The organism is Paraburkholderia sp. D15, assembly GCF_029910215.1.
Taxonomy (GTDB): Bacteria; Pseudomonadota; Gammaproteobacteria; order Burkholderiales; family Burkholderiaceae; genus Paraburkholderia.
The window spans coordinates 1,241,946-1,257,539 of record NZ_CP110396.1 but is presented as its reverse complement, the minus strand read 5'-3'; the positions used below and the strand labels follow the sequence as shown (position 1 = coordinate 1,257,539).

Sequence of the window (15,594 nt, the reverse complement as noted above, 5' to 3'; positions counted from 1 at the left end):
GTTACCCTCGTCGCGCTTCGCGTGCCGTTGCACAGTGGAAGCTACACTATGCAACTTCAAGTCGACTTGAGGTCAAGCGTGATCAAGCTGGACATTGCCGAGGTGGCGCGCCGCGCGGATATTCCTGCATCGACGCTGCGGTTCTACGAGGAAAAGGGCTTGATTGCGTCGAGCGGGCGGCGTGGGCTGCGCCGTCAATTCGACGACGCGGTGCTGGAACGGCTCGCACTGATTGCGCTGGGGCGCGCGGCCGGTTTTTCGCTCGATGAAATCGCGCGGATGTTCGCGCCGGAGGGACAGCCGCGCATCGACCGTGGGATGCTGGCGGCGAAAGCGGACGAACTGGACCGCACCATTCGCAAGCTCACTGCGATGCGCGATGGCCTGCGGCATGCGGCAGCGTGTCCGGCACCCAGCCATATGGAATGCCCGACGTTTCTGCGGATCGTGCGGGTGGCGGGGAGCGGGGCGTTGGGCGGGAGGAGGAAGCGGGCAATGCGCGCTGCGGAGCGTTAGCGAGCTCTATGTTGTTTGCACAACGGATCGCCGGACGACGCGCACGTCCGCCGCGATTGCCATGTTAGCCAGCGCATCGATGGTAAAAAGATTTATCTTGCCGCGCATGAGATTCGAAACGCTTGACTGAGTGACGCAAAAACGGCGGGCGGCTCCCTTCTCACTCATCCTTGTCCGGGTGATGTGTTCCTTTAGCGCCGTCATCAACGCTGAGCGAAGCTTCATATTCTCTGCCTGCTCCGGGGTGTCTTCGATGGCGTCCCACACACTCGAAAATGTCTGGTTGCTCATCTGTTGGTCTCTTTCATTTCACGGTAGCGCGCTATTTTCGCTCTGAACGGGAAGTGCACGGGCGCACATTGCGTTTCGTTTGCGCTATGTCATAGATTGCTGGCGATCTTCGGTCCGTTTCGCATCAGCGCGTTAGCACGATGAGGTGCGCGTCATTGCCTTGAGCATCGGCGACCTGGCGTAGACCGGCATGATCGGGCCAACCGCGCTACTTCATTGAGCGTGCCGGCGTGCCGAACCATCGCACTTCGGCGCACGCCGGTTTTCCGATCAATTCGCAAACATCTCCACCAACGCCACCACGACCGTGAACACGCCGATACATCCGCCCAACGCGGCTACGCTTTTCATGAATTGCGACATACGGAACTCCGCTCGATGAAGTGACAGGGATCAAGGATGGAACGTATTTAACCCGAAATGAAAGCTATAAGAAAGCTTTTCAAAAATAAAACGTAAGCGAACCCGGGATTATCCCAGGACGCGATCCGCCGCGCGCACGCCCCAATAAGACGCTTCCTCGAACAGCGACATCCCCGATAGATCCGCATGCGCGAACAGCACCGGCCCATCCGCGTCGCGCAACGCGAGCAGACCCGGACGGCTGAGAAAGCCGACGTCCGGCGTCGCCATCGCGTGACCGCGCACCGTGATTTCCAGCGCGGCCGCGTGGCGCCAGAGATCGAGTCCGTAGGCCGGCAGCAGATCGATCGCGGCCTGGCCGCGCAGATCGTCCGGATGCGCGGCGGCGAGCCAGCGGCGTGTGTCGTCGGGCGACTTGAGATCGAGCGCCTGATACGCCGAGAACACCGAGCGCTGTGGCGGCGACAGACGAATCAATTGATGTGTCGAGACCACGTAGCCTAGACCTTCACCGCGATAGACCACGTTGTCCCAGGCGAGCGGCAGGCCCGGCGCCTCGCGCGGCATGCCGTCCATCAGGAAGTTCGACACCAGCCACGGCGCGCGTGGCGGCAGGTCGCGCGGCGCGTCGAAACCGTATGCGGCCATCCGCGGTATCACGTGCTGCGCGACGAACAGCGGCATTGCGCTCACCACGCGGCGGGCCTTCAGCACGAAGGTGGTCGGCACGTCGTTGCCGTCGAGCCGCACGCACAGCACCTCGACGCCGCCGTTTTTTTCATCGACGCGCGCGGCGAAGCCCGGCACCGGCCATGCGGATCCGCCGGTGCGCTGCGTGATCGACGCGCTCAGCTTCGTCACCATGCTGTGCAGTCCATCGGGCCAGGTCAGCACCGCGCCGTCCTCGGCATTGCGCGCATGACCACCGCGCGCCGAAAAATAATGCAAACCGGCCCACGCGGACACGCGGTCATAACCGGCGCCGAAGTCGTCGCGGCACGCGTAATTCAGATACCAGTGCAGCGACGGCGCGGTATAGCCCTCGTCGAACAGCCACTGCTTGAACGAGCGCTTGTCCAGCGCGCGCCAGCGCGCCTCCTGCGACGACTGCGCGACGGGAATGCAGAACACCTTGCGGCCGTCGCTGCCGATCGCGCCACGCAGTGCATCCGTATAGGCGAAAAAGCGTTGTTGCTGCGCGAGCTCCGCGTGGTCCACGCCGCGCGTCGGCACCAGGCCGTCCTGCCATTGGCCGTCGATCAGCAGGCGTTCGTCCGGTGCGTGGACCAGCACGCGTTCGTCGAACACCGGCCGCGCGGTGAACGGATCGGCCTCGATCACACCGAAGTCGGCGAGCATGTCGCGCAGATGCGTCGATTCCATCGACGGCAACGGCAGATAATGCGCGCCCTTCGGGTAGCCGAGATCGCCATACCGGCCGCCTGCCGAATTGCCGCCGAATTCGGGACCGGCGAGCACGACGAAATCCTTGTGCCCCGCCCGCGCGAGTTGCCACGCGCATGACAAACCCGCCGCCCCCGCGCCGAGGATCGCGATATCGACGCTCAACGTGCCGGACGGCGCGGGCAGGCTACGGTGATCGCGCAGCGCATGACCCTCGCGCATGCCGGGACTGTCGATCACCGGCGTGGTCTCGATCCATCCGGTGCGGCCGCAACCGGCCAGCGATGTCAGCGAAGCCAGCGAGCCCAGTGAAGCGGCACCCGCGGCGCCCGCGCGCAAAAAAGTCCGGCGGTCCATCAGCGCAGCACGTGTTTCCAGTCGTCGTCGAAAAGGCGGACGAGCGGCTGGTCGTTCAACTGGTTCGGCGCCATCGGCAACGCGGGCATGTCGGCGGGGAAATGAAACATGTCGACGGCGGTCTGCGCGTCGAGCCAGCGCATCGGCTCGGCGTAATGCGTCGGGATCGTATAGTCGTGCCGTTTGCCGGCGATCACGAAGCCCCAGTCGCCGAACGACGGCACGTAGCAGTGATACGGCCAGGTGTTGAAACCGGCTTCGCGCAGCGTATCGACGATGGTCCAGTACGCGTGCGGCGCGAAATACGGCGAGGTCGATTGAATCACCGCGTAGCCGTTCTCCGACAGATGCCGCGACAGCATTCGATACACCGGCACCGAATACAGACGCCCCAGACCGAAGTTGGTCGGATCGGGAAAGTCCACCACGATCGCGTCGAACACATCGGCGTTCGATTCGAGCCAGCGCACCGCGTCGTCGTTGATCACGTGCACGCGCGGATCTTTCAGCGAACCTTGATTGAGTTTGACGAGCGGCGCGGAGGTCGAGAACATCCGCGTCATGGCCGGATCGAGATCGACCAGCGTCACGCTTTCGATGTTGCGATGCTTGAGAATCTCGCGCACCGCGAGCCCGTCGCCGCCACCGAGCACGAGCACGTGCCGGGCCCACGGCAACGCTTCGAGCGTCGGATGAATCAGCGCCTCGTGATAGCGGTGTTCGTCGCGCGACGAAAACTGCAGGTTGCCGTTCAGGTACAGCCGCATGTCGTCGTGCCATTGCGTCAGCACGATGCGTTGATACGGCGTGGTCTCGGAGAAGATCGTCTCGTCGCCGTACAGGCCGTGTTCGGCCCAGTGCGTGAGCCGCCCGGACAGCGCGAAGCCGGCGCCGAGCAGACCGATCACGAGCGCGGCGCGCATCAGTTTGCCGGTCACGTTGCTGATCTCGGCGCGGAACGTGTGCGTGGTCCACAGCGCGACCATCGCGTTGAGCATGCCGAACAGGAAGCTGGTGCGAAGCAGGCCGAGACGCGGCGCGAGCACCAGCGGAAATATCAGCGAGACCGCGAGCGAGCCGAGGTAGTCGAAGGTCAGTACGTCGCTGACGGTATGGCGGAAGGCCTGACGGCGCTGCTGGAACGCGCGCATCACCAGCGGAATCTCCATGCCGATCAACGCGCCGAGCGCCAGCACCACCGCATACAGCGCCGCGCGAAACGGCGTGGACAGCCACGCGAACACGCCGAACAGCATGACCGCCGACAAGCCGCCGAGCAGTCCCACCAGCAATTCGATATCGACGAAGCGGTCGAGCACGTCGTCGTCGTCGACGAATTTGGCGAGCCACGAGCCGACGCCCATCGCAAACAGATAACAGCCGATCACCGACGAGAACTGCAATACCGAGTCGCCGAGCAAATAGCTCGACAAGGTACTGCTGATCAACTCGTAGCCCAATCCACAGGAAGCCAGCACGAGTACCGAGAGTATCAGCATCCGATTATGTTTAATCGTCATGCTGGGCACTCCGGTCCGATCTGGATATACTGGCGGCGATTTGCGCGCATTGCGACACACAAAATCCGGGAGATTAAATGGGTGATGCCTTTTCTTATGGAATTCATTTCCTGTCGGCGTTTGTACTGATCCTCGGATTCGCGGCAGTTTACCTCAAGGTCACGCCGTTCGACGAACTCGCGTTGATCCGCGAAGGCAATGTCGCGGCGCTGCTTTCCTTTGCCGGCGCGTTGCTCGGCTTCTGTCTCACGCTGGCCTCGAGCATCGCTCACAACTCCACGCTGCCGCTGGTATTGATCTGGGCATTCGGCGCAATGGTCGTCCAGGTCGCCACTTATGCATTGCTCACGCGTCTTTTGCCCGGCATGAACCACGCGATTGAATCGCGTAATAACGCAATGGGTGGATTGATGGGCGCGGCTTCGCTGGTCGTCGGCATTATCAATGCGGCCTGTTTGACCTGATTCTGCAAATCTTTGCAAACTGATTGACATATTTCATCTCAATGTCTGATTGGCAGGCGCCTCGCGCGAGGAGTACACGATGAGTTTTGGTTCGTTTATTCGCAAGCAGTTTGTCGACGTCCTGCAATGGACGGAAGACGGTGACGGCGTATTGGCCTGGCGTTATCCGATGGAAGATCAGGAAATCCAGTACGGCGGCCAGTTGACGGTGCGTGAATCGCAAATGGCGCTGTTCGTGAACGAAGGGCGGATTGCCGATGTCTTCGGCCCCGGTCTGTACACGCTGACCACGCGCACGCTGCCGGTGCTGACCAGTCTGCGCAATTGGGACAAGCTGTTCGAATCGCCGTTCAAGTCCGACGTGTACTTCTTCAGCACGCGTCTGCAACTCGGGCGCCGCTGGGGCACGCCGCAACCGGTCACGATCCGCGACCGCGAATTCGGCCTCGTGCAGGTGCGCGCGTTCGGCATCTATTCGTACCGCGTGGTGGACGTGCCGGCGTTTCATCGCGAGATCAGCGGCACGCGTGGCGTCTACACCGTCGACGATCTCGAACAGCAGTTGCGCAATCTCGTCGTCACGGCCATGAGCGTGGCCTTCGGGAATGCGGATGTCGCGTTCGTCGACATGGCCGCGAATCAGGAAGCCCTGTCGCAGCGCATCGGCCAGGCGCTCGCGCCGGTGTTCGCGCGCTACGGCGTGGCGCTCGATTCGTTCACCGTGCAAAGCGTGTCCTTGCCCGACGCGTTGCAAAAAGCGCTGGACGCACGCATCAGCGTCGGCGTGAGCGGCGATCTGAACAAGTTCGCGCAGTACCAGGCCGCGCAATCGATCCCGCTCGCCGCGCAGAATGCGGGCGGCGTGGCCGGCGTCGGCGCGGGCCTCGCGGCCGGCGCGGCGATCGCGCAGACCATGACGGGCGCGTTGAATCAGACGCAGCCGCAGCCGCAGACGCAGACCCCGGCACCGGCTACCGCCGCGCCGCAAGCGCAGCCCGCCGCCGGCTCGATCGACTACGTCGAACGTTTGCAGCAACTGAAGACCCTGCTCGACAAGGGCCTCGTCACCGAAGACGACTATGCGAAGGCGAAAGCCGAGATTCTCGCGAAGCTGACCCAATAATCCCACTCGATGTTCAGTACTTCGTGTCCACAATGCGGCGCGCCGCTCGAATTCCGCTCCGCCGCGGCCGTGATGGCCGTGTGCGGATCGTGCCGCAGCACCTTGCTCAAACACGGCGAAGCGGTCGAACGGCTCGGCGAGATGGCCTCGGTGTTCGAGGATTACTCGCCGTTGCAGCTCGGCGCCACGGGCCGCTATCAAACACGCACGTTCACCTTGCTCGGCCGCATCCAGTTGCGCTACGACGCGGGCTACTGGAGCGAGTGGTACGCGAGTTTCGACGACGGTACGTTCGGCTGGCTCTCCGATGCGTCGGGGCAGTACGCGGTCACCACGCAGCGCGTGCCGGACGCCTCTGAACTCGCTGCATTGCCGCGCTTCGATTCGCTGAGTCCCGGTACGCCGTTCGAATTCGAAGGCAAGCGCTATCTCGCGTCGGACATCCGCACCGCGCAGTGCGTGGGCGGCGAGGGCGAATTGCCGTTTCGCGTCGGCGAGGGCTGGCAGGCGCGCGTCGCCGATTTCCGCTACGAAGACCGCTTCATCACGCTCGACTACGCCGACGCCGACCAGCAGAACGGTCAGCCGACGGTGTACTCGGGCGAGTCGGTGGAACTGGCCGACCTCGCCTGCCAGGGCTTGCGCGACGAAGCGCAGATTCGCGAGACGGCAGGGCGTTATCGCGGCGAACTGAAGGCGTTCGGCTGCCCGAGCTGCGGCGCGTCGCTCGATTGCCCGGTCGGCGTCGCGGACTACGTGATCTGCGGCTCGTGTCACGCGGGCGTCGACTGCAGCGCGGAACAGGCCACGCTGTTCTCGAAGAAGCGCACGCTCGAAACGATCGAGACCGCGCTGCCGCTCGGCGCGAGCGCGACCTTCGACGGCGCGAAATACACGGTGCTCGGCCTGATGCGCTGCCGCACGCCGGATGGCGAATACAGCTGGGACGAATATCTGCTGCACAACCTCGATCGCGGCTTTCTGTGGCAGGTGCATAGCGAAGGCCGCTGGGAACGCGTCGACGTGCTGAACCGCTGGCCGATGATGAGCCAGCGCGGCCAGGTGCTCGACGACGGCAAGACCTACCGCGAAAGCGAGCGTTACGAATCGGAAGTGATCTACGTGGCGGGCGCGTTCAACTGGCGCGTGCAGGTGGGCGACAGAACATCGATCACGGATTTCGCGTGGCGCGACTTCAAGATGACGCGTGAAGAGTCGTCGAACGAAATCGTCTGGTCGAGCGCGAAGCCGTTGAGCAACAGCAAGGTGGCCGACCGCTTCGGCATGCCCGAACTGAAGGGCGGCGCGGCGAAGCCGTCGAAGCAGGCCAAACCGGCAAGCAAGGCGGCCAAGGCTGGTAACGGCAAATCGTCGAAGAGCGGGCACGCCACGGTCGGCTTCGGGCCGTGGCCGTGGATCGCCACCTTCCTGATGGCGTTCGTCAACTTCGGCAGGCTCTTCGAGTTCGACGGTTCGACGGTGCTGGTGATCATCGGCATCGTGGCCTTGTGGGCGCCCGAGTGGATCTGGCGCGCGTTCCACGAAGAGTCGAGGTAAGCGTGAGACAGCTTTTATATGTGCTTTACGCGCTCGTCGTGATCGTCATGTTCAGTTGCACGTCGATGACCAGTGGCAGCGGTGGCGGTGGCTATGGCGGTACGTCGGCGCGCAGCGGTTATTCGTCGTATGGGTCGCACAAGTGAGCGGGAGCGCGCTTAAGCCTTCGCCGGCAACTGCATCTGCGTCTACGCCGGCACCGCGCGACGCGTGCGGCATGCATGTGCTGGCGGACCTCGGCGGTATCGATGCCGATCTGCTGCGCGATGCGGCCGCGCTCGAAGCGATCCTCGTCGGCGCCGCGAACGAAGCGGGTGCACGCGTGCTGTCCGCGCACTTCCATCATTTCGGCGGCGAGCATGGCGTGACCGGCGTCGTGCTGCTCGCGGAATCGCACATCACGATTCACACGTGGCCCGAGCATCGCTTCGCCGCGCTGGATGTGTTCATGTGCGGCAACGCGCGGCCGGAACGCGCGGTCGAACGGATCGCGCGCGATCTGCGGGCGGAAGTCGACAACGTGCGGCGTTGTGAACGCGGCGAACACGTTGGCGCCCCAGGCCGATAGCGCGTCAAGGCGCCAGACCGGTCGGATCAGATCAACCCTAGCGTCGACGCCTTCAAGGTCGCCGCCGCGCGCGTCGAACACTCGAGTTTGCGGAACACGCTCTCCACGTGCGTGCGCACCGTGCTCGGACTCATCTCCAACGCCTTCGCCACTTCCTTGTTGCTCGCGCCCTGGCTGATGTGCCGCAGCACCTCGGCTTCGCGCGGCGACAGCAAGCCGCTGCGCGCCGCGGGTTTCGCGCGCTCGGCTGACGGCGTGTAGTCGTCGCGCCCGGCGTTGAGCAGCGCATCGACCGGCCGGGCGTCGAAGCGGCCCGCCGCGGCTTCTTCCTTCAGCAATGCGGCCGCTTCATCCACGGACAACGCCGCGCGCCACGGCCGCGCCGAACGCAGCGCCACCCAGCTCGCCGACGCCGCGAGCACGCGCGCTTCGTCGCTGAGCATGCCGCCCGTCGCGCCGCGAAAATAGCCGGAGCCGTCGAGCCGCTCATACGCCTGCGACGCAATCTCCGACTCGCGCGCGAGCGCACCGATCTGCTTGCCGGCGCGAGCGGTCCAGTAAGGCACGAGACGCACCTTCTCCCACGCCGCCGACGACAGGCGCCCCGGCGTGTTCCAGATCGCGTTCGACACCGCCATGCGCCCCATGCCGTGAATCAACGCGGCGAGATAGGTGCGGTGGCGAACCGCGTCGTCGAAACCCAGGCACGCGCAGCAGTCCGCCGCCGTTTCGGCCACGCGCCGCGAATAGCCGGCCATCCAGGGCAACTTCAGGTCGATCACATCGGCGATGATTTCGGGCGCGGTGTGCTGATGAATCGGCAACGCGTCGAGCGCTTCGTCGCGAGCCGCCGCGTCGTGGCGATCGAGTTCGGCGAGCCAGTCGGCCGCCTGCGCGCAAACAAGACTGGCGAGCCCGGCCGGATACCGGCGGCCCGCTTGCCGCTCGATCATTGTCTGCGCGGCATCGAGCCCATATGTGCGGCTCAGAATTTCGAGGTCGCCCGCGAGCACGACGAGAAAGACGGTTTCCGGCACGCGCGCGCCGGCCAGTTTGTTCGGTGTGCCGCCGCCGTCCCAGGTTTCGAAGATGTGGCGCAACGCCGTTTGCGTGGCGTGTTCGAGGCCGAGCATGCGCGCGATGTCCCCCGATACCTCGCAGTGAATCTGCGCGAGCGGGGTGATCGTCGCGTCGAGACGTCCCTGCGCTTCGGCCACGCCGCCCCAGCCTGGGCGCATCGCGAGCATCGCTTCGCGGCCGCCGACGTCGTCGCCGAGCATCGCCGAGAACTCCGCCGCATTGGCCGTGCAACCCGACCAGCGCAGCAGCGAGACCTCTTTCACGATGTCGCATTGCGCCGCGTCGTAGCCCGCCGCGACCGCGAGACGCGCGGCCAGCCAGCTGGTGCGCAACGAGTGATCCGTCGGCTGGCCCATGCTGAGGTCGCCGATGAAGGCCAGCGCCTTGACGGCGTCGAGCGCGCGGAGGGTTGAAGCGTCTGCCATGGGTGTCGTTCGGGTCCTGTCTTGCGAAGCGTGAATGGAGCACAACGATGGAGCACTGTGCCACACCTGCCGAAGGCCGCCTCGGTCATTCGACCGATACAGCCGGCGGGCGGATCGGCGCATTCTTCACCCCGTATTCCCATCCGCCGTTTTTATCTCCACTACGAGGACCGATAGTATGAACACCCTGCTCAAAAAATGCCTGGCCGCCGCGCTCATGTTCGGCAGTCTGCTTTCCCTCAGCGCGTTGACGCCGGCGAGCGCCGCGCCCAACGACGACCTCAAGGGCAAGAATGTCGTGCTGGTGCACGGCGCGTTCGCCGACGGTTCGAGCTGGGCGAAAGTGATTCCGCTGCTGCAGGCCAAGGGGCTGCACGTGGTCGCGGTGCAGAACCCGCTCAGTTCGCTCGACGCCGACGTGGCCGCCACGCGCCGCGTGATCGATCAGCAGGACGGTCCGGTGATTCTGGTCGGCCACTCGTGGGCCGGCGCGGTGATTACGCAGGCCGGCAACGACGACAAGGTCAAGTCGCTGGTGTACGTGGCCGCGTTCGCGCCGCAAAAAGACCAGTCGATCAACGACATCCTGAAGGGCAAGCCGGCGCCTTCGTGGGCTTCGGCATTGCAGAAGGATTCGGCGGGCTACCTGACGCTGTCGACCGATGCCATCATCCACGACTTCGCGCAGGATCTGCCGGTCGCTCAGGCGCGTCTGGTGGCCGCGACGCAAGGTCCGTGGTTTTCCGGCTGTACCGACGACAAGGTGACGCAGGTGGCGTGGCAGAACAAGCCGTCGTGGTTCGTGGTGACCGAGAAGGACCGTATGATTCCGGCGCCGCTGCAGGACGCCATGGCGCAACAGATTGGCGCGAAGGTGGTGAAGGTCGACGCGAGCCACGTCGTGATGCTGTCGAAGCCGGCGGAAGTGGCGGCGGCGATCGTGGAAGCGGCGCGCGCGACGAAGTGACGATGTAAAGCGGGTGGACGGCATGGCGGATGTGGCGGGCCGGGAACGCTTGACATGCACCAGGCCCCGCGAGCCCGCTCAAGGCCCCGCCGTCTCCCACCCGCCGCCCAACGCGAGGAACAGATTGACCTGGTCGATCGCGACCTGGCCTTCCGCCGCCGCGACCTGCGATTTCGTCGAGGTCAGCGTGCGCGTCGCGTCCAGATCGGAAATGAACGACTCGCGCCCGGCCACGTAGAGCCGATGCGTTTCATCCGCCGATGCCTCGGCGGACTTCAACGCGGCCCGCAACGCATCGGCACGCGTGGCATCCGATGCGTAAGTCGCGAGGTTGGTCTCGGTCTCGCGCAGCGCGGTCAACACCACACCGTCGAATTTCGCCAGCGCCACCTGGCTCGATGCCTCGGCTTCGCGCACGCGTCCGCGCGCACCGTTGGTCGGGAAGGTCCAGCTGATCAGCGGACCGAACGCCCAACGCGCAGTGGGCGACGTACCGAGGTCTTCGAGAATCCCCGTCAAACCCGCCGATGCGCCGATGCTCACGCTCGGATACAACGCGCCGGTCGCCACGCCGATGCGCGCCGTGGACGCCGCCAGTTGCCGCTCGGCCTCGCGCACGTCCGGACGACGCTTGAGCAGCGCGGCACCGTCGCCGATCGGAATCGGCTGGCGTAGTGTCGGCAGACGATCGCACGCGAGCACGGCCGGCGGCAGATCGGACGGCGCACGCGCCAGCAACGCCGCGAGCCGGTACTGCGCGATCTTGCGCCGCGCGATATAGCGCGGAATATCCGCCGACAGCGTCTCGACCTGCGTCTGCCCGCGCGTCACGTCGGGCTGGTTGCCGCGACCCGCGTCACGCAAACGGCGCGACACGTCCACGCGCTGCTTCTGCAAGGCGAGCGACTGCTGCGCGATCCTGAGTTCCTCGGCCGCCGAACATTGCTCGACATACGAGCGCACCACGTCGGCAACCACCGAGATGCGCGCGAGGTCGCCGGCGGCCTGCACGGATTCGGTGTCCGCCTGCGCGGCTTCCACGCCGCGCCGCAGCTTGCCGAACAGATCGATTTCGTACGAGATGCTGATGCCGATGTCGCCTTCGTTCGCCACCGGCAGTTTTTCGGTGAGCAGGTATTGCTCGGCGGATTCCTGCGCGCGTTCGAGCGCCACCGACGTCTTGCCGGAGAAGCCACCCTGCGCCTGGGCGACGCCGAGCGCTTCGCGCGAACGCGCGAGGTTGGCCGCCGCGACGCGCAGGTCGGTATTCGATTGCAAGGCTTGATCGACGAGGCTGTTGAGCACGGGATCGTCGTACAGCTTCCACCAGATAGCGGGCACGGTCTGGCGCGAGGTCAGCGTGCCGTCGGCGCCTTCGAGCGGTGCGTTGGCGAGCGGCGCATTGACGAGCGCCTGCTTGGGCAGCGCGTAGTTGGGGCCGACGTTGATGCAACCGTCGAGTGTGGCGATCAAGGGCAAGAGCGGCAACAGCGGCAACAACGGCAGAAGCGGCAAGCCGGCCAGCCGCCGCGAAAAGGCCTGTAAACGCGACGCTTTCATTGCGATGCGCCCGACGCGGCGACCGCCGCCGACGCATCCACCGCGCCGGACGCATTCGTCTGCGGATGTTTCTTCGCGAGCGGCGCGAGATCCCGCACCGACACCGTCGCCGTGCGGCCCGCGATCATGCGGAAATCGGCCGGCACTTCGTCGAGCGCGACCCGTACCGGAATACGCTGCGCGAGACGGACCCAGCTGAACGCCGGATTCACGTTCGGCAGCAGATTCGAGCCTTGCGTGCGGTCGCGGTCCTCGATCGCGGCGACGATGCTCTGCACGTGGCCGCGCAGTGCGCGCGGCTCACCCATCACCGTGATGTCGACCGGTTGCCCGATGGCGATACCGCGCAGCTTGGTTTCCTCGAAATAGCCGTCGACGCGGAACGAATTCATATCCACCACCGCGAGCACCGGACGCCCCGCCGCGACGAATTCGCCGGCGCGCGGCGCGCGATCGTTCAGATAACCGTCGACCGGACTCAGGATCGTCGAGCGTTGCAGGTTCAGTTTCGCGGTATCGATCGCGACGTTCGCATCGGCGAGCGCGGCTTCCCCAGCTTCGACGCGCGAGCGGCTTTCCTCGTACACCTCCGCCGCCACCAGATTGCCGAGCTTGCGATTGCGCGCGTCTTCGCGACGCGCCTGATCGAGCGTGGCGCGGCGCTGCTGCGCGTTGGCTTCGGCCTGGCGCAAGGCGAGCGTGTAGCGCGCCTGATCGATCACGAACAGCACCTGGCCTTTCCTGACCTGCTGGTTGTCCACCACCTCGACCGACGAGATCAGGCCGGAGACGTCGGGCGCCACCTGGATCACGTCCGCGCGCACGTGACCGTCGCGAGTCCATGGCGCGAACATGTAGTAGTCGACCAGTTTCCACAGCACGAGCGCCGCGGCCACCACGACAATCAAGGTCAGCAGGATCTGACCGACGGAGAACCAGGTTTTTTTCACGTTATGAGTCTGTGCGAAACGACGACGACAAGGCCCAGCACCAGCACGTAGATGCCGAGATCGAAGATGGAGCGATGCCAGACGAAACGGTAGAAGCCGACGCGCGCGAGCACGGTGCGCAGCGCGAGGTTGATCAGATACGCGATCAACATCAGCACCAGCACGGCCGGCACGAACACGCCGAAGATATCGATTTCACCGATCATCGCGGGTAGGGGAAAAGAGCAAACGGGTGGCGGACGGGCGCATGGGCGTCATGGGGCGGCAGCTTCCGGTTCGGGCGGCGCGGGTGTCGTCAGCGTGGCCGGAAACAGCGAAAGACGCAAGCCGACCAGCGCATGCAGCGCTTCGCGCAAACGGCGCGCGGAATGCGCGGCGGTCGGGGAGGGCGTGGCGGGTGTGGCTGGGGGGGACTCCGCGCCGCTAGCGTGGGTTGGATCGGTTGGGTCGGCTGGTTTGGTCCCGGCCGCCGCGTCGGCAGCATTCGCCAGTCCTTGCGCGGTCACGCGCGCCACGGCCGCGTCGATCGATTGCATCAGACTTTCCGGCACCGGCTCGCGTTTGCCGCGATCCACGCAGTATTCGTAATACGCGCGCACGTCGTCGAGCACGTGATCGATCGCGGCCGGCGCGTCGCCGCCAAGCTTGCCTGTTACGCGGCGCAGGTCGAGCGCGTTGAACGCGATACGCAGATCGCGAAAACTTTCGATCGACGGATGGCGGTGATCGTCGGTGGCAGCCAGCCGCGGGATCAGCTGCATCAAGCGGTCGAGCATGCGCGCGGCGAGATTGCGTGGGTCGTCGATCTGCCGCGTCGACGCGGTGAGCGCCACGTCGGCCCAGCTCGAGCGCAGCAGACGCGCCGCCGCGAGTTCCGCGCCGAACGGCCGCGTGACGCGCGTCCACACATACGCGTACAGCAGCCCCGCGAGTCCCGCGAGGTTGCTGTTCATGAACACGAGGAAGTTGGCGTCGTAAGCGTCCTGAATGCTGATGAAGGTCGCCGTGTTCACCGCGACCAGCACTGTCGCGAGGTTGAACTGCGGACGCGGAATCAGCGTGCCGACAAAGATGAACGGCGCGGCGAACATGATCACCAGCATCGGAAAGTCATGTACGTGGGGCAGCACCGCGAACAGATAGACGCCTGCCGCCACCACGCTGATCGCGGTCGCGACGAAGAAGCGCAGAACCATCGGCGCGGGTTCGTCGAGCGCGGCGAAAAAGCAGCACGCCACCGCCGCGAGCGTCACGGCGCCCGCGCCGTCGTTCCAGCCCGAACTGATCCACAGACTGCACGCGAGAATCACGGCCGCCGCCGCCGAGCCGGTGGAGAACAGCATGATGCCGCGATCGTAGAAGCGCTCGGTGCCGCCCAGCCGCCAATGACGAAAACGCGGCCGCCACGAACCTTCCTCGCGCGTGATGATGATGCGCAGCGAGCGGCAGTCCTGCCACACGTCGATCACCTGTTTCATCCGCCACAGCGCGTTCGACAGCAGTGCGCCGTCCCAGCTCGCGAGCGCGGCGGACGGCGGCTGCATGGCCGCGATGCGTGCGCGCAACGCATCGGCGGCGGGATCGGGATGATAGCCGGCGCTGACGGCGGGCAAGGGCGCGTTGAACCACTTGATCACGTCGTTCAGCAGCGCTTCGAGCCCTTCGGGCCAGGTTTGGCGGCCGCTGTTGTACAGCGCGATCAGCGGATCGGCGAGCGACGACATGATCGGCAACAGTAGCTGCATGCGTCCGCGCAATTCATGCGCGCGCGCCAGCACGTCGGGCCGCGTGTGATCGTAGGCCAGTTGGCTCAGCAACAACTCCAGACCGTTGATGGTGGCCGCGAGCCGTTGCCGCGCGCCCGAAATCGCCGCGCCCGCGATGCGGCCGGACAATGTTTCGGTGGCGTAGAACGCGGCGTCGCGGAACCACGCGTCGGTCCGCTCGATGATGGTCGGCGCGAGCCGGCTCGGAAACAGCACGCTGCCCACCACGCTCGCGCAGACGATGCCGAGCGTGATCTCCTCGGTGCGGCTCACCGCGAGATCGAACACGCCGGCCGGATTGGTGACGGAGGGCAGTGCGATGATCGGCATCGTATAGCCGGCCAGCAGGAACACGTAGCTGCGCGCGGTGCGGTCGGACACGGCGAGATACAGCAGCGTGCCGGTCCAGAGCGCGACGATCACGCTGAACAGATACGGCGATTCGACGAAGGGCGGCACCAGCAGCACCGCCGCCGAGGCGCCGAGCGCGGTGCCGAGCGCACGATAGAGCGCCTTGGAGCGGGTCGCGCCGACGAACGGATTCGACACGATGTAGACGGTGGCCATCGCCCAGTAAGGCCGGGGTAGTTCGAGCGCAAGCCCGATGTAAAGCGCGATCATTGCCGCGGCGAAGGTTTTGACGGAGAACAGCCAGTCGCGTAGGGACGGGTAGGCCATGAACC

The 15,594-nt window shown here is 65.3% G+C and carries 15 protein-coding genes; 7 read left to right on the top strand and 8 right to left on the bottom strand.

The genetic code is table 11. The features are described from left to right. Positions 1–78: 78 nt before the first annotated feature. The gene (locus LFL96_RS25425) at positions 79–516 is read left to right on the top strand and encodes a helix-turn-helix domain-containing protein (protein ID WP_281003453.1); all 438 of its coding nucleotides are present in this window, start codon (positions 79–81) and stop codon (positions 514–516) included. A 6-nt stretch (positions 517–522) separates the two neighbouring features. Here the strand turns inward: LFL96_RS25425 and LFL96_RS25420 are convergent, their stop codons facing one another. The 3 genes from LFL96_RS25420 to LFL96_RS25410 form a co-directional block, all read right to left on the bottom strand. Then, positions 523–807, bottom strand: a complete 285-nt coding sequence (locus LFL96_RS25420) for an XRE family transcriptional regulator (RefSeq protein WP_281003452.1) — start codon at positions 805–807, stop codon at positions 523–525. A gap of 471 nt (positions 808–1,278) precedes the next feature. Next, complete coding sequence (locus LFL96_RS25415) at positions 1,279–2,931, bottom strand: FAD-dependent oxidoreductase (RefSeq protein ID WP_281003450.1); 1,653 nt, start codon at positions 2,929–2,931, stop codon at positions 1,279–1,281. After that, the gene (locus LFL96_RS25410; protein ID WP_281003862.1) at positions 2,931–4,445 is read right to left on the bottom strand and encodes a polyamine aminopropyltransferase; all 1,515 of its coding nucleotides are present in this window, start codon (positions 4,443–4,445) and stop codon (positions 2,931–2,933) included. Before LFL96_RS25410 ends, LFL96_RS25415 begins: the two co-directional genes overlap by 1 nt. Positions 4,446–4,528: 83 nt before the next feature. On the opposite strand from LFL96_RS25410, the gene LFL96_RS25405 reads away from it, so the two are divergent. The 5 genes from LFL96_RS25405 to speD all read left to right on the top strand — a co-directional run bounded on the left by LFL96_RS25405 (position 4,529) and on the right by speD (position 8,163). After that, positions 4,529–4,915, top strand: coding sequence for a DUF350 domain-containing protein (locus LFL96_RS25405; RefSeq protein ID WP_281003449.1), 387 nt, complete (start codon positions 4,529–4,531; stop codon positions 4,913–4,915). 79 nt (positions 4,916–4,994) lie between these two features. Next, positions 4,995–6,038 carry an SPFH domain-containing protein gene (locus LFL96_RS25400; protein WP_281003448.1) on the top strand — a complete coding sequence of 348 codons (1,044 nt, stop codon included), beginning with the start codon at positions 4,995–4,997 and terminating at the stop codon, positions 6,036–6,038. 9 nt (positions 6,039–6,047) lie between these two features. Further along, positions 6,048–7,595 carry a DUF4178 domain-containing protein gene (locus LFL96_RS25395; protein ID WP_281003447.1) on the top strand — a complete coding sequence of 516 codons (1,548 nt, stop codon included), beginning with the start codon at positions 6,048–6,050 and terminating at the stop codon, positions 7,593–7,595. Between the two features lie 2 nt (positions 7,596–7,597). Then, positions 7,598–7,741 (top strand): hypothetical protein, encoded by a 144-nt coding sequence (locus tag LFL96_RS25390; RefSeq protein ID WP_281003446.1) that lies wholly within the window; start codon positions 7,598–7,600, stop codon positions 7,739–7,741. Positions 7,742–7,812: 71 nt separating this feature from the next. Next, positions 7,813–8,163, top strand: a complete 351-nt coding sequence (gene speD / locus LFL96_RS25385) for an adenosylmethionine decarboxylase (RefSeq protein ID WP_281003445.1) — start codon at positions 7,813–7,815, stop codon at positions 8,161–8,163. 26 nt (positions 8,164–8,189) lie between these two features. On the opposite strand, the gene LFL96_RS25380 is transcribed toward speD, so the two are convergent. Beyond that, positions 8,190–9,668: an HD domain-containing phosphohydrolase gene (locus LFL96_RS25380; protein ID WP_281003444.1), complete on the bottom strand. Its 1,479-nt coding sequence runs from the start codon at positions 9,666–9,668 to the stop codon at positions 8,190–8,192. Between the two features lie 178 nt (positions 9,669–9,846). Between LFL96_RS25380 and LFL96_RS25375 the strand changes: the two genes are divergently transcribed. After that, positions 9,847–10,635 (top strand): alpha/beta hydrolase, encoded by a 789-nt coding sequence (locus LFL96_RS25375; protein WP_281003442.1) that lies wholly within the window; start codon positions 9,847–9,849, stop codon positions 10,633–10,635. Positions 10,636–10,713: 78 nt separating this feature from the next. On the opposite strand, the gene LFL96_RS25370 is transcribed toward LFL96_RS25375, so the two are convergent. Genes LFL96_RS25370 through LFL96_RS25355 form a run of 4 tightly spaced genes read right to left on the bottom strand, consistent with a single transcriptional unit; the run spans position 10,714 to position 15,589 of the window. Beyond that, positions 10,714–12,195 carry an efflux transporter outer membrane subunit gene (locus tag LFL96_RS25370; protein WP_281003441.1) on the bottom strand — a complete coding sequence of 494 codons (1,482 nt, stop codon included), beginning with the start codon at positions 12,193–12,195 and terminating at the stop codon, positions 10,714–10,716. Then, positions 12,192–13,145 (bottom strand): HlyD family secretion protein, encoded by a 954-nt coding sequence (locus LFL96_RS25365; RefSeq protein WP_281003440.1) that lies wholly within the window; start codon positions 13,143–13,145, stop codon positions 12,192–12,194. The genes LFL96_RS25370 and LFL96_RS25365 overlap by 4 nt, the downstream gene beginning before the upstream one ends. Then, positions 13,142–13,351, bottom strand: a complete 210-nt coding sequence (locus LFL96_RS25360; protein WP_035561322.1) for a DUF1656 domain-containing protein — start codon at positions 13,349–13,351, stop codon at positions 13,142–13,144. Before LFL96_RS25360 ends, LFL96_RS25365 begins: the two co-directional genes overlap by 4 nt. Positions 13,352–13,399: 48 nt before the next feature. Further along, on the bottom strand, positions 13,400–15,589 hold the full coding sequence (locus LFL96_RS25355; protein WP_281003439.1) for an FUSC family protein: 2,190 nt from the start codon (positions 15,587–15,589) through the stop codon (positions 13,400–13,402). Positions 15,590–15,594 lie beyond the last annotated feature (5 nt).

What these genes read in the sequence shown, in the direction of transcription:
- LFL96_RS25360 (WP_035561322.1), bottom strand. Translation starts at nt 13,351, where the DNA reads ATGATCGGTGAAATCGATATCTTCGGCGTGTTCGTGCCGGCCGTGCTG.
- LFL96_RS25420 (WP_281003452.1), bottom strand. Translation starts at nt 807, where the DNA reads ATGAGCAACCAGACATTTTCGAGTGTGTGGGACGCCATCGAAGACACC.
- LFL96_RS25370 (WP_281003441.1), bottom strand. Translation starts at nt 12,195, where the DNA reads ATGAAAGCGTCGCGTTTACAGGCCTTTTCGCGGCGGCTGGCCGGCTTG.
- LFL96_RS25380 (WP_281003444.1), bottom strand. Translation starts at nt 9,668, where the DNA reads ATGGCAGACGCTTCAACCCTCCGCGCGCTCGACGCCGTCAAGGCGCTG.
- LFL96_RS25400 (WP_281003448.1), top strand. Translation starts at nt 4,995, where the DNA reads ATGAGTTTTGGTTCGTTTATTCGCAAGCAGTTTGTCGACGTCCTGCAA.
- LFL96_RS25395 (WP_281003447.1), top strand. Translation starts at nt 6,048, where the DNA reads ATGTTCAGTACTTCGTGTCCACAATGCGGCGCGCCGCTCGAATTCCGC.
- LFL96_RS25355 (WP_281003439.1), bottom strand. Translation starts at nt 15,589, where the DNA reads ATGGCCTACCCGTCCCTACGCGACTGGCTGTTCTCCGTCAAAACCTTC.
- LFL96_RS25415 (WP_281003450.1), bottom strand. Translation starts at nt 2,931, where the DNA reads ATGGACCGCCGGACTTTTTTGCGCGCGGGCGCCGCGGGTGCCGCTTCA.
- LFL96_RS25405 (WP_281003449.1), top strand. Translation starts at nt 4,529, where the DNA reads ATGGGTGATGCCTTTTCTTATGGAATTCATTTCCTGTCGGCGTTTGTA.
- speD (WP_281003445.1), top strand. Translation starts at nt 7,813, where the DNA reads ATGCATGTGCTGGCGGACCTCGGCGGTATCGATGCCGATCTGCTGCGC.
- LFL96_RS25375 (WP_281003442.1), top strand. Translation starts at nt 9,847, where the DNA reads ATGAACACCCTGCTCAAAAAATGCCTGGCCGCCGCGCTCATGTTCGGC.